Source organism: Chroococcidiopsis sp. SAG 2025 (assembly GCF_032860985.1).
Lineage (GTDB): Bacteria > Cyanobacteriota > Cyanobacteriia > Cyanobacteriales > Chroococcidiopsidaceae > Chroococcidiopsis.
The window spans coordinates 6,020,849-6,034,105 of sequence record NZ_JAOCNC010000001.1 but is presented as its reverse complement, the minus strand read 5'-3'; the positions used below and the strand labels follow the sequence as shown (position 1 = coordinate 6,034,105).

Annotated in this window: 11 protein-coding genes and 1 tRNA gene; 6 read left to right on the top strand and 6 right to left on the bottom strand. The window is 44.2% G+C overall.

All coding sequences use genetic code 11. From position 1 onward, the window contains the following. Positions 1-21 precede the first annotated feature (21 nt). Both N4J56_RS29545 and N4J56_RS29540 read right to left on the bottom strand, forming a co-directional pair. A complete protein-coding gene (locus tag N4J56_RS29545) occupies positions 22-633 on the bottom strand; it encodes a chorismate lyase (protein ID WP_317109769.1) in 612 nt (203 codons plus the stop codon). Between the two features lie 158 nt (positions 634-791). After that, a tRNA-Leu gene (locus N4J56_RS29540) sits at positions 792-872 on the bottom strand. Between the two features lie 158 nt (positions 873-1,030). Between N4J56_RS29540 and accC the strand changes: the two genes are divergently transcribed. Then, a complete protein-coding gene (gene accC / locus N4J56_RS29535) occupies positions 1,031-2,380 on the top strand; it encodes an acetyl-CoA carboxylase biotin carboxylase subunit (RefSeq protein WP_317109768.1) in 1,350 nt (449 codons plus the stop codon). A 41-nt stretch (positions 2,381-2,421) separates the two neighbouring features. On the opposite strand, the gene N4J56_RS29530 is transcribed toward accC, so the two are convergent. Further along, positions 2,422-2,709: a YggT family protein gene (locus N4J56_RS29530; protein WP_317109767.1), complete on the bottom strand. Its 288-nt coding sequence runs from the start codon at positions 2,707-2,709 to the stop codon at positions 2,422-2,424. Positions 2,710-2,889: 180 nt separating this feature from the next. Between N4J56_RS29530 and N4J56_RS29525 the strand changes: the two genes are divergently transcribed. After that, complete coding sequence (locus tag N4J56_RS29525; protein WP_015152672.1) at positions 2,890-4,002, top strand: AI-2E family transporter; 1,113 nt, start codon at positions 2,890-2,892, stop codon at positions 4,000-4,002. Between the two features lie 36 nt (positions 4,003-4,038). On the opposite strand, the gene N4J56_RS29520 is transcribed toward N4J56_RS29525, so the two are convergent. Next, complete coding sequence (locus N4J56_RS29520; protein WP_317109764.1) at positions 4,039-4,479, bottom strand: secondary thiamine-phosphate synthase enzyme YjbQ; 441 nt, start codon at positions 4,477-4,479, stop codon at positions 4,039-4,041. 217 nt (positions 4,480-4,696) lie between these two features. On the opposite strand from N4J56_RS29520, the gene N4J56_RS29515 reads away from it, so the two are divergent. From N4J56_RS29515 to N4J56_RS29505, 3 genes are all read left to right on the top strand, one after another. Beyond that, entirely contained in the window at positions 4,697-5,200 is a 504-nt protein-coding gene (locus N4J56_RS29515) for a hypothetical protein (RefSeq protein WP_317109762.1), read from the top strand. Positions 5,201-5,494: 294 nt separating this feature from the next. Beyond that, positions 5,495-6,631 (top strand): IS4 family transposase, encoded by a 1,137-nt coding sequence (locus N4J56_RS29510; RefSeq protein ID WP_410500401.1) that lies wholly within the window; start codon positions 5,495-5,497, stop codon positions 6,629-6,631. Positions 6,632-7,286: 655 nt separating this feature from the next. Further along, entirely contained in the window at positions 7,287-9,728 is a 2,442-nt protein-coding gene (locus tag N4J56_RS29505; RefSeq protein ID WP_317109760.1) for a PhoX family phosphatase, read from the top strand. Between the two features lie 278 nt (positions 9,729-10,006). Here N4J56_RS29505 and N4J56_RS29500 read toward each other — a convergent pair whose 3' ends face one another. Beyond that, entirely contained in the window at positions 10,007-10,645 is a 639-nt protein-coding gene (locus N4J56_RS29500; RefSeq protein ID WP_317109759.1) for a TetR/AcrR family transcriptional regulator, read from the bottom strand. Between the two features lie 142 nt (positions 10,646-10,787). Between N4J56_RS29500 and N4J56_RS29495 the strand changes: the two genes are divergently transcribed. Next, the gene (locus N4J56_RS29495; protein WP_317109757.1) at positions 10,788-11,504 is read left to right on the top strand and encodes a DUF4336 domain-containing protein; all 717 of its coding nucleotides are present in this window, start codon (positions 10,788-10,790) and stop codon (positions 11,502-11,504) included. A gap of 133 nt (positions 11,505-11,637) precedes the next feature. Here the strand turns inward: N4J56_RS29495 and N4J56_RS29490 are convergent, their stop codons facing one another. Further along, complete coding sequence (locus N4J56_RS29490; protein WP_317109755.1) at positions 11,638-12,687, bottom strand: calcium-binding protein; 1,050 nt, start codon at positions 12,685-12,687, stop codon at positions 11,638-11,640. Between the last annotated feature and the right edge of the window lie 570 nt (positions 12,688-13,257).

The window sequence follows — 13,257 nt, the reverse complement described above, 5'->3', positions numbered from 1 at the left end:
TACAATCCGTTTGCAACTACCTCAATCTACCTGAGTTAAACCCAGATATTTTGTTAAATAAGGCGAAAACACCTCATAAATCAGCGTCAACGGCTTGCCATGATGCCAGAACAAGTAGTGACGACCCCAAAATGGTCCCTGGTGTTGAAATCCTGCTTCTAAAGCCTCTGAGTGACCGTAATAAACTCCTTGCACGTCCCGATATAACTCAGTCCGCAAACGCGCTAAACTAGCCCAAATTGGTAAAGAACGATTTTGTAAATATTCATCTACGTGGCTGGCTTCCCACCAAGATGCAGCATATGCCAAACGCTGTCCTGATTGTTTCCGCAGCCACACTTGTCGCCTCAATCTTGGTCCTGGTACGGCTTCAATGACACTGGGTGCATCATCTAAATCTATGCCAACTACCGACATATCAATCACATCAACTTCTGTGGGTTCCCCAGTTAGCAATTGTAAATGGCGTGTAGGAGAACCATCACCCAACAAAAGTAACTGCCAAGCTGGAGCAAGACGAGTATGAGGTAAGCCTGGTTGTATAGTATTCTCATCGCCTTCCCAGATCGGTGAGAGACGATGCCAAGACTTGGGTAGTGCCTGCTTATCTGTAAAGTTATAAGTCGCAGTCAATTTCTTTACAAAAATTCATGACTTTCTTATTAATATAACAGGAGTCAGGAGCCAGAAGTCAGGAGTCAGAAGAAAGACTTGCAGGTACGAGCAATTGGAGGGGCTGAAGAGGATTTAACACTAACTACTCTTCATTGCTCGTGCGCTCCCTGAAAAAATGCGGATGGCGAGACTCGAACTCGCAAGGCAAAGCCACACGCCCCTCAAACGTGCGCGTATACCAATTCCGCCACATCCGCTTAGCAGATATATAATTTAGCATACTTGTGGAGCAAGACTCGCAAAGATAAACAAAAAAGAGGCGATCGCTCGTGCCAAAATAATTACGAATTACGAATTACGAATTACGAATTCTGCCAACCCCTATGCTGATGATACCGACATCCTTTGCTGGAAGATGCGCTTTGACAAAATTCTGATTGCTAACCGAGGGGAAATCGCCCTGAGAATTCTCCGTACTTGTGAAGAAATGGGAATTGCGACGATCGCGGTACACTCAACCGTTGACCGCGACGCGCTCCACGTCCAATTAGCTGATGAAGCGGTGTGTATTGGCGAAGCTCCCAGTAGCAAAAGTTATCTCAACGTCCCTAGTATTATTGCCGCAGCTCTGACGCGCAACGCCACTGCCATACATCCTGGGTATGGCTTTTTAGCGGAAAATGCGAAATTCGCGGAAATTTGTGCCGATCACCAGCTTGCCTTTATTGGACCAACTCCAGAAGCAATCCGAGCTATGGGCGATAAATCCACAGCAAAGGAAACGATGATCGCGGCAGGAGTTCCCACCATCCCAGGTAGTGATGGGTTAGTCAGAGATGAAAAAGAAGCGCGGGAGATCGCGCGTCAAATTGGCTACCCAGTCATGATTAAAGCCACTGCTGGTGGTGGTGGCAGGGGAATGCGTCTGGTTCGCAGCGATGAAGATTTAGGGCGATTATTTTTAGCGGCTCAAGGAGAAGCAGAAGCCGCCTTTGGCAACCCTGGTCTGTATATCGAGAAATTTGTCGATCGCCCGCGCCATATTGAGTTTCAAATTTTAGCAGATAGCTACGGCAATGTCGTCCACTTGGGCGAACGGGACTGTTCGATCCAGCGCCGCCACCAAAAGCTATTAGAAGAAGCTCCCAGCCCTGCCTTAACCCCCGAATTACGGGAGAAAATGGGAACAGCCGCGGTAATGGCTGCAAAGTCGATTAATTACATCGGTGCGGGGACGGTCGAGTTTCTCCTGTCGCAAACTGGAGAATTTTATTTCATGGAAATGAATACGCGGATTCAAGTCGAGCATCCCGTCACGGAAATGATTACAGGACTTGATTTAGTTGCCGAGCAAGTCCGCATTGCCCAAGGGGAAAGCCTGCAATTCACCCAAGAGCAGGTAAAATTACGGGGACACGCAATTGAATGTCGGATTAATGCTGAAGATCCAGACCGAGATTTTCGTCCCGCACCAGGACGGATCAGTGGCTATCTCGCTCCTGGAGGACCAGGAGTCAGGATGGATTCTCACGTTTACACCGATTATCGCATCCCGCCTTACTACGATTCTCTGATTGGTAAGCTGATTGTTTGGGGACCAGACCGTCCAACTGCAATTAGGCGAATGCGCCGCGCCTTGAGAGAATTCGCCCTCACAGGCGTACCGACGACCATCGGCTTTCACCAACGGATTTTAGACACTCCAGAGTTTCTCAAGGCAGAGGTTTACACCAATTTTGTCGAGCAGGTGATGTTGAAGAAATAGATTCGGTAGAGACGTTACATGTAACGTCTCTACATAAAATTTCAATGCATCAGTATCATCAGCAGTCCTTGCTGACCGAGCAGAATTTCTCGCAACAGGCTAAAAATTCCGACCCAGATGATGGGGGTAATATCCACGCCGCCTATGGGTGGTACAAGTTTTCGCATCGGTACTAACAAGGGTTCTGTTGGTACGGCAATTAAGTTGTATGGAAAACGCTTGAGGTCTATTTGGGGAAACCAAGTCAGCACGATGCGGAAGATAAATAGCAGAATCATTAAGCCGAGAAAGATCCCCAGCACCAAATTTGCGATCGCAGCAGTTGTCATATATTGTCAGTGGTAATTGGTAATGGGTAATGGGTAGTTGGCAAGAGGCAAGAAGCAAATTTAGATGTCTAACTTACGACTTACGACTTACGACTTACGGCTTTACCCTGTCACTTAAATAGATTTTGCCACTAAAATCGAGGGTTAGTGGTGGAGCAACTATTGTGGGTGGTGTGAGAAATGCGCCGTTCAGCCTCTTGGCAGCGTTTAGCAATTTACGGTTTGAGCGGTCCTGTTATTGCTCTGAATATTTGGTTATTGAGTCAAGCTTTTCAATATTTTCAGCATACGATCGCCGTATTGACGATCGCGGCTATTTTGGCTTTTCTACTCAACTACCCAGTCCGGTTTTTCGAGCGAGTTGGCTTTAGTCGTTCTCAGGCAGTCATCGTCGTTCTCTTTTTGAGTTTAGTCTTGTTGGTGGCGATCGGTCTAACTCTAGTGCCATTGGTCTACGACCAAACGATCGAATTGATTCAAAGAATCCCCGATTGGTTAAATACAATTCAAACACAGTTGGGAAGACTAGATAGCTGGGCGCGGGTAAGAAAGTTACCTCTCGATCTGAGCGGTTTTAGCAATCGCGTTAACGATACGATTGAAAGACGCTTGCCATCTATACCAGAACAGGCGTTTGGAGTTGCCCTCGGTACGCTGTCGTGGTTAATCGAGACAATTTTAGTGGTGGTACTGGCATTTTACATGCTGCTCTACGGCGATCGCCTCTGGCGCGGTCTCATTAGCTTCCTACCACCAGAAATCGGACTCCCGTTTAGTGCTTCCTTGCGACTCAACTTTCAAAATTTCTTTCTGACTCAACTATTACTGGGGTTATTTATGTTTGCCGCTTTAACCCCAATTTTCGTAGTCCTCAACGTGCCATTTGCTCTATTGTTTGCCCTTTTAATTGGTGTAGCTGAACTCATCCCATTTATTGGCGCTAGCTTAGGCATTGGTACAGTTACGCTGTTAGTCATGGTGCAAAATTGGTTGCTGGGGTTGCAAGTTGCTTTGGCGGCAATTGTGTTGCAACAAATTAAAGATAACGTGCTAGCACCTAGATTGATGGGCAATTTTACGGGACTCAACCCAATTTGGATCTTTATTGCCATCTTGACTGGAGCTGAAATGGGTGGTTTTTTGGGTGCAATTGTAGCTGTTCCCCTAGCTGGTACGATTAAAAATACTATTGATGCAATTCGTAACCTGCGGCGTTCTACTGTAGCGGCTAAAATTACCATCACGCATGAGGATGCGGCTTCTACTGAAGGGAAAGACAATCTCAGTTTTTGATTTATAGTAAGGTTGGCATTGCCCACCCTACTTTTATTATTCGCCCCAAATCTGGCACAAAACTGTTCTTTTCCGAGCGCCGTCTAATTCAAAAAATAAAACTGATTGATAGGTTCCTAATCCAAGTCTCCCATCGACTATGGGAATAATTTCGTTATTATTAAGCATCATCGCCATTAAGTGCGAATGAGCATTTATCGGCTCATCTTCAGGGATATTTTTTCTTAAGTGCAAGTCGTTATGCAAGTAGCGTTCTGATTTGGGAACTAATTTGCTCAAAAAAACTTTGATATCTTCTAGTAATCTTTCTTCGTCTTCATTAATTGCTAATGCGGTTGTAGTATGACGAGAAAATACTAAAACTTGACCGTTGCTAATTCCTGTATTAAAGACTATCTTCTCAATTGCTGGCGTAATATTGTGAATATTAATTCCTGCCGCAGTTTCAATTTCAATTAATTTATGAACGATTTGCATTTGTTTACCTACGATAATTGTACGGGCGGGTTTTGAGAGAAGATTTCTGGCTTTAGGCTTGAATCTCGTACTAAACCCGCCCCTACGATAACTGAATAACTGAAACTTAACCTGGGCTTACTGACTTATTAATGATGCGATCGCTAAGCTTAGAAACAGTCTGCATTTCTCTTTCCCTCCTCGTAATTATGCAGAGATTAAGGATTTAGTCAAGATAATGAGTGTTTTTCGACAGTTTCGACTATCTGGAGCGATCGCCCCAGTCAAAACAATTCCAGTAAAAATCATTTTAGTCGCAACAATGTGTGTAAGCTGCTGGTATTCTACCCCAGCTAGAGCGCAACCTAAATCTTTAAATTTCGTCCTCAGTTCTGAGGGAATGCCTTCTTTTGCTCGTTTGATGCAGCAAGCCGAGTCACAGACTAGCAAGTTGATTCAGCAAGAGTTCGATCGAAAACCCAAAGTTACAGAAATCACTGTAACAGTAGTAGGCGATCGCAATGGGCAACAAGTCCCTTTACTCCATACTAAAGTCTCGCGAGTCGATTGGCGATCGCAACCCGTGTTGAGCCACTGGACGAGATACTTCAGTAACTCCGCACTTTTGTTAGGCTTTTCCTCATCGCCAAACGGAACTGCAACCGATAGTCAGCGTACTCCCGTGAATGTAAATACTGCGCGTAGGTTAAGAGAAGACGATCCCGCCTATCGCGATGACTGATGGCAATGAGAAATGTACGTAATTCTGCAAATTTTGATTTTTTTATACACACCGATCTATCGTTGCGATCGCAGAGGTGGCACGGAGAAAATTGTTTAAACAAAAAATTATATCCGATAGGCTCGCATTTAAACCACTACGGTTCAGTTAAGGCTCAAAGTGTTGTAAATTAAGCATTGTTCCCAAGAATGGAAAGTGAGTGTAGTGCATCTGAAGGATTTCTCATTGTTGTCTCCTACGATACAAAGTAGTGATGTGTTCAAAGCGATAGAGGCAGCCATCCCATCCACGGAGATCGAGCAAGCGATCGCTAAAACTAAAGTTTGTGAACAACGTAAACGCTCGTTACCAGCACAATTGGTAATTTGTTTGGTAATTGCGATGAGTCTGTGGTCACGAGATTCGATGAGAGATGTGCTGAAAAACTTAATTGATGGGCTGAGCGAAGCATGGGTGAAAGTGGGGAAATACTGGCGAGTTTTTTGTAAATCAGCAATAACGCAAGCCCGACAACGATTAAGTCCAAGGGTGATGAGTCAATTGTTCCATCAACTGGTGCGACCAATGGCTAGCACCGATACCAAAGGAGCATTTCTCAATGGATTGCGAATTGTGGTAATTGATCGGACTTGCTTCGATCTGCCAGACAGCGATGAAAATGCGAGAGTTTTTGGTCGTCCGAGCAGCCGTCCTGGCACACAAGCCGCATTTCCCAAACTGCGATTAGTCATTTTGGTAGAAGCAGGAACACATTTAATCTTTGATGCATTGATGTGTCCATATCGAATAGGAGAACGAGTGCGGGCATTAAGATTATTACGCTCCGTGAGTTCAGGGATGTTGTTGATGTGGGACAGAGGGTTACATTCTTATGCAATGGTGCAAGCAACTGTCACAACTGGTAGCGATTATTTAGGAAGAATTCCCGCAAATGTCAAGTTTTTGTGCGAAGAACCACTGGCGGATGGTTCTTATCTGAGTTGGATTTATCCACCTGCTAAATTCCGCTCAAAAGCTTGCCAGCCCATACAAGTCCGAGTGATTGAATACACAATTGGTAATACCGACAACCCAGAGGAACAACTAAGATATCGCTTAATTACCAGCTTATTGGAATTGGAGAAATTTCCGGCTCAACTACTGGCGATTGAATATCATCAACGCTGGGAAGTAGAAAATACTATTGATGAACTCAAAGTACATTTATCAGGACGAAAAACTCATATTCGCTCTCAAAAACCGCGTGAAGTTGTGCAGGAAGTTTACGGGTGGTTGTTAGGACACTGGGCTGTGCGGTTATTGATGTTTCAAGCTGCAAAGAGCGCGGGTATCACTCCTTTGCGTCTGAGTTTCACTGGGACATTGCGAGTTATTCGTCGTGCTATCCCGAAATTTCAACGCTTGCAATCACAAGAACTCCCCTTTTTTTAAGTTGGTTAACTGTAGAGATTTTAGACACTCTGTTACCTGAACGAGTTTCTCGTACCAATCCCAGAGTTGTAAAAAAACCTGTATCCAAGTTTCGCTCAAAAAAGCCAAGACATCGAGCCACCCCCTCCCGAACCAATCCTCCTATTTTCTTTATCCTCAGCACAGCGTAGCCTTAAATGAACCGTATTGGCATTTAAACTACTAGCTGAATTGAGAAAATAGCCTTCAGCAAGCGAACTAAATTTTGCAAATTGATGACTAGATATATTTGCTTATTGTGTTCTATAAAAGTTAACTATAGCAATCTAATGTAAAAAAATGACTCAGTATTAACCGAGTGATTAACTCACCTTAATGTTGCGGGATTATCGTAACAGAGGCAACAATATTTGTTTGAAAATAAGTCCCTGTCTTAAGAATTAGTAGTAGAGAAAAAGCGAGAGCGTGTCTTTTGGTTACAGCTCAAATCAAGCTTTTGTCTGATATGTTTGTAATTAAAAATACATAAGCTAATAGAAAAGGCGCGAGCATAGTTATCGCGTTGAAACCTGAAGGAACCAAGAGCTAATAGCACTCTGCACTCTCTACTAAATAATTGCAAAACAGACATTTTCAAACTTGAGGATCTGGCGATTCCGAATCAAGAGGGAGTTTCATGTCTAGAATTACTCGGAGGCAGCTGTTAGTTTTCTTCGGTGCGGGTGTTGGTGCTGCTGCTTTCTCACCCGTGCTAGAGAATAAACTGTTTGGTGCTGGTTCTAGCGCCGCCCAAGCAGCTGAGGCTTTATCGTTCACCCCTGTACGATTGCCCCATCCGTTACCCATTTATCAACAACTGCCTAGTTACCTACCAGCAGGCAGCGAAAAAGGGCAAGTTTTACAACCATCGACAGATGCGAGATTGACGAAATATACCGTCTACGATGATGTTGTCGTACCACCAGAATACGAGCGGTACGTCATTGTTGGCTGGGGCGATCGCGTCTTCCCCAACCCAGACGATTATTTTGGTTACAACTGCGACTACACTGGCTTCGTGCCGATTAACGGAACCAAAGTTAGGGGAAAAGAAAACGACATTGGTAATGGCATCCACTACGACGGCATTACTGTTAAAGACGGCTACTTGTGGGTGAACCACGAATACGTCTCCTACCCCATTTCCCTTCTCGCGCCTGAAACCCCAGAAGATTTGGCAGGGTTCTCCGAATCTTTCCCTTATTTAGGAATTAATATTAGCGAGAAAAACCGCACCTTGCTAGGTGAGTTTCTCTACAACATGGGTGGTTCGATTGTCAGAATCCGCCAAGATAATGACGGACGTTACAGCGTTGTTAAAGACCCGAAAAATCGCCGCATCCACACCTTGTCAGGCTTAGGAATCAACAGCGATCGCACTGATGCTTACAAAGAAGTCACATCCTGGGGCGAAAAAAGCTACCAGAAAGGCGATCTCAACTACCTCATCGGTACGGGTGCGGCTGCTAAGGATGTATTTGAAGCCGTCAACACCGATGGATTGGGTAGCAAAATCATCGGTACGGGACACAACTGTTCTGGTGGTACAACTCCCTGGGGAACGATCGTGTCCGCAGAAGAGAACTTCCAAGCTAGTGAAGAGTTCTTCGTCGGAGTGACAGAAGCAGTTCTGCCTAACGGTACGCAGACAGAATACACCGAAGGCACGACTGGAGCTGAATTCGGTATGGTCGGGGAAAAATACGGCTGGATGGTCGAGATCGATCCCGCCAATCCCAAATGGCGATCGCGCAAACATACTGCTCTCGGTCGCTTCCGCCATGAGAATATCACTATGGTGGCGGAGTCTGGAAAAAAACTCGTTGCCTATATGGGTGACGATCGCCGTGGCGGACATACCTGGAAATTTGTCAGTGCAGGGAAGGTCAAATCCCCTGAAGACAAGAAAAATAGCGAACTATTTGAGACGGGTACGCTCTACGTTGCCCGATACAATCCTGATGGTACGGGTGAATGGCTACCGTTGGAGATTGGTGCGAGTACCAACCCCATTTCCCCTTCCACGCTTGGCTCGGTAGAAATTAAAGCTTTGGGTAAAGCGACGCGCAACGCACTGCTGCCATTACCGCGACGCAACGGCATTGCCGCACAAACAAAAGATGGTGGTAAGTACAACATTACGACCGAGAATGAGGCTACGGCTTTAAAAGACTACCAAGGTAAGAAACTCTCAGATTTCTATACCAGTCAAGGCGCAGTTTTAGTTGATGCCTTTTTAGCTGCTAACCTCATCGGTGGTACTCCTACCGCTCGTCCTGAAGATTTGGAAATCAATCCTCGCAATTCGAGGGAAGTCTTCATCGCTTATACCGATGGTGCGCCAGGTAGCGATGGTTATCCAGATTCCCGTATATTTGTTGTTTCTAAATACAGCAAAGATGTCAACGCGGGACAGCCTTCAGGAGAACTGTTTAAGATTACTGAAAACAGCTCCGATAATACAGGTCTAACTTTCCGTTGGGAACGCTTAGCCAAAGGTGGGGAAGCAGGAGCCGAGCCAGGAGACGGTTTTGCTAACGTGGATAACCTTGCTTTCGACAGCCAAAATAACGTCTGGGGTGTCACGGATATGTCCACTGGCGCTCATAACGGTTTTGGTGAAGGAGCAGCAGCAAAACTACTCAACATTGACCATACAGTAGTTGGAGCTGTGGTAGAAGGTGCGTCCTCCGATCTCAACATTCAAACATCCGATTTAATTGGAGTTTTTGGTAATAACTGGCTGTTCTACATTCCTCTAGATGGTGAGAATGCAGGGCAGATCGTACCCTTTGCCTATGGTCCCCCGCGCTGCGAAATGACAGGACCTACCTTTGTCAGCGATACCTTAATTATTGCCGTGCAGCATCCTGGGGAAAACGTTCCTTTTAATCCACCTCAAAGTCTAAATCGAGACATTGAGATGCTGAATTTGGATGGAACTCTGTTTACCCAAAACAGAACTGTTCCACGCGGTAGTAATTGGCCCAGCAATTTAGCGGGAGATCTTTACGGACCACCTCGTCCTTCTGTAATCGGCATTCGTCGTAAAGATGGTAAAGGCGATCGCTTTGTTTAATAGGGAGTAGGGAGTAGGGAGTAGGGAGCAGTTATCAGTGACCAGTGACCAGTGACCAGTTAATTCTCGACTTACGACTTGTAACCAGTGACTGGCTATTAGTAGGGTGGGTAATACTTACCCTACTTTTTTGTTACTAAATTATAAAAAATTTCTTCATTTACTCACTCAGATAAGTTTCCTTAAGTTATCTTGCAAATGGCTTCACGATAATCCTACGTGGGAGTATTTAGCATTAGGACGATCGCGCTTATCTGGGTTATGCGATCGCCTTAGTATTAGCTCCCAGTTTTCTCATGTGTCGGATCGCAATCGGGAAAAAGCGGTTGAAGATAGCGAATTAAGATGTGTTTGGTTTCGGTCACGATCTGCTGTCGTAACTGTTCTGTTTGGGCAAGGGATAATAGCTGTAAGGCTCCAGTAATTTCTACGCTGACTAAAGCCGCTAGCTGGCGTTGCTCTGGTTCCATCTGCGGTTGTCGCAAGGCAAAAAAAGCTGCTAAATGTGCCACAATTTCGCGATCGGCACGTTGATTCACCGCCTGTAACTCAGGAGAAACTCGCGATCGCAACATAATTGCTTGCGCCCCTGGTACGGTCGTGAAAAAATCATCAAATGCTTCGACTGTATCGCTGACTACCTGAGCCAGAGGTCGATCTACTGTTGAGGAATTGAACTTAGTGACAAATAAATCCCGCATTTGCTCGGCATATCTCTCTGCCAAGGCGTATAAAACCGCAGTTTTATCTGGAAAAAAGCGATAAAGCGAGCCAATAGAAGTATTTGCCCGTTGTGCGATCGCCTCCGTAGAAGCTGCTTCATAGCCAACTTCGGCAAACACTGCGGCGGCGGCTTGCAGAATTTGCTCAAATCTTTTTCTGCTACGGGATTGTTGCGGTAAATGCCTGGAAGTCATGGATCGGTAATTGTACGGTCGGGTTTATCTGTCTCTCTTGACAAACGTGAGGATTTCTCAGATTATGAAAATATGAGGATTCCTCACGTTTAGAATGGCGATCGCTAATTATTGGATTCAGTACACCCCACACCCTAACCTTATGCTGAGAGAAATCGATCGAAATATCTGGGTTGGCGAACGGCAACTTAAGTTTTTAGGTCTAGAAGTGGGAACGAGAATGACAGTAATTCGCCTTGACAATGGCGAACTTATAATTATTTCTCCCATTGATGTTGATGAAACAACTATTCAGCAAATTAACGCACTGGGTCACGTCACCACCATTATTGCGCCAAATTGCTATCATCATCTTTTTCTCAACAACTTCAAGTCGATTTATCCTAATGCTGAGATTTGGATTGCTCCAGGTTTAGACTTGAAAAGACCAGATATAAAGAGCGATCGCATCCTCAACGAATGTGGTAAAATTGGCAATTTGAATGAAGTAGAATATCTTTTATTTGCCGGATTTCAAACTATAGGTATCGGCAATTCGGGAATATTAAATGAAATTGTATTTTGGCATCGAGAAAGCCAAACTTTGATTTTGACTGATACAGCTTTTCATTTTGATGATAGTTTTCCGTGGCAAACGCGCTTAATTGCCAAAGTTTTAGGAGGCGATCGTCAGTTGGAACCAACATTATTAGAAAAACTTGCTTCTCGCGATAAAGCACAGGTAAAACAGTCAATCCAAAAAGTTCTTTGTTGGGATTTTCATCGAGTCATCATGGCTCATGGCAGCATTATTGAACGTGACGGTAAGCGCCAATTGCAAGCAGGATATGAAAAGTTTTTATCTACAATAAATCTATAAATAGCTCGTTAGTAATTCGATAATTTGAGATTTTGTAGCTGTTTTCCGTATCTCATTTATTCCTTGGCTTTAGATTTAACTTTCACCTCAGCAACAAATGAGATACGGTATTTATGGATTTATTCAGAAGTCACTACGCAATCACAAAAATATCGTTCCTAGTAATTGTAGGATTGCCATCTAGTCTGACGAGTTCAATTTGAGAGGTACTACCGTTACCATCTACGTCAAAGTAAAGAGTACCGATGCTACTGTCGTAGATGAATCTATCGCTGGCATCGTTCGCTGCTGCACCTAATTGAAACTGAGAAGTTAAAATGACAGCACCTGGTACTAAACCTCCGCCAAAAGCAGCAGCAGAAACTCGAAAGATGTCATTATTGCCTGTGACATTAGAAAAGTCTGTGATGGTGTCAATTCCTTGATTTGGGTCAGTAAAAATAAAGGTGTCGTTGCCAGCACCACCAGTCAAGATGTCACTGCCAAAACCACCTGTTATGGTATCTGTGCCATTTCCACCCAGAATGGTGTCGTTGTCTTCCTGACCGTTGAGGGTGTCATTACCATCCCCACCATTGATACTATCGTTGCCAAATCCGCCTGTAACGTTGTCTATGCCAATGCCACCATTAATGGTATCGTCACCTGTTTCACCACTAATAGTATCATCTCCTGCTTCACCATTTAGTTGGTCGCTTCCATCTCTACCAAAAAGTTGGTCGTTGCCATCTCTACCGAAAATAATGTCGTCTCCAAATCCGCCATCAAGAATATCATTATTGAGTCCACCATCGAGGGTGTCGTTGCTATCTTCACCATTGAGTCGATCTATTCCATCTCCACCTATGAGGGTGTCGTTACCTTCTTGACCGAAGAGTTGGTCATCACCAACTCCGCCATTTATGATGTCATCGCCATTATCGCCTCTGAGGATATCATTACCCGAATCGCCAAAGATTTCGTCGTTACCGTCGTCACCATTTATAGTATCGTTATTGTTTCCACCATAGAGAAAGTCATCGCCATCTTCTCCATTGATAGTGTCATTACCATCGCCGCCAAAAACAGTATCGTTTCCGTCCTCAGCATTAACGATATCATTGCCTCCGAAAGCATTAATTAGATCGTCAGCGCTAGTACCATTAATGGTTTCACTAGCGTTTGTGCCGTTGATAGTACTCATGTTTTGATTAGGTAAATAGTGGTGAACAAATAGATCTATTACAGGTAGATTGCTACAAATGAAGCTTTACCTGTAATGCTTTTACTATCAGAAGAGATAAAAATAATTGAATCATTAGCCTAACGCGGCTACCGATCGCAATAATTTCGCCCAAGCACTCTGCGTAGGTAAGCCTGAAGCTTTTACCCATTTTTTTAGAGAAAAATGCATCATCAAATCGATGATATACGGTCTCCAAAAAACTTGAGTATTGTCCTAATTGGGTAAATTTTACACTTGATAAAAGTGTTTTTTATCTTTTGATTTGATTAGAATTTACTGGAGTAATTAATCTGCTGAATACGGTGGATTTACTGAATGTTATATTGAGTATGGTATCAGAGACTTGAAAGCATTATTCGCAGCATGATTTAGGTCAATTCAAGTAGAGAAAACCTCGGATAATTCAACTGAAAAACTCTAGCGTGCAAAAATTGCATCCCGATTTAATAAGAAGTAATTCTATTTCACCATGAGTGTAGAGCAGGCTGAAGTGCTTGTATACGAAAGATACTCTCGCCATCAATAAGA

Coding starts and splice junctions, on each gene's coding strand:
- N4J56_RS29505 (WP_317109760.1), top strand. CDS start 7,287: ATGTCTAGAATTACTCGGAGGCAGCTGTTAGTTTTCTTCGGTGCGGGT.
- N4J56_RS29515 (WP_317109762.1), top strand. CDS start 4,697: ATGAGTGTTTTTCGACAGTTTCGACTATCTGGAGCGATCGCCCCAGTC.
- N4J56_RS29525 (WP_015152672.1), top strand. CDS start 2,890: ATGCGCCGTTCAGCCTCTTGGCAGCGTTTAGCAATTTACGGTTTGAGC.
- accC (WP_317109768.1), top strand. CDS start 1,031: ATGCGCTTTGACAAAATTCTGATTGCTAACCGAGGGGAAATCGCCCTG.
- N4J56_RS29520 (WP_317109764.1), bottom strand. CDS start 4,479: ATGCAAATCGTTCATAAATTAATTGAAATTGAAACTGCGGCAGGAATT.
- N4J56_RS29530 (WP_317109767.1), bottom strand. CDS start 2,709: ATGACAACTGCTGCGATCGCAAATTTGGTGCTGGGGATCTTTCTCGGC.
- N4J56_RS29500 (WP_317109759.1), bottom strand. CDS start 10,645: ATGACTTCCAGGCATTTACCGCAACAATCCCGTAGCAGAAAAAGATTT.
- N4J56_RS29490 (WP_317109755.1), bottom strand. CDS start 12,687: ATGAGTACTATCAACGGCACAAACGCTAGTGAAACCATTAATGGTACT.
- N4J56_RS29495 (WP_317109757.1), top strand. CDS start 10,788: ATGCTGAGAGAAATCGATCGAAATATCTGGGTTGGCGAACGGCAACTT.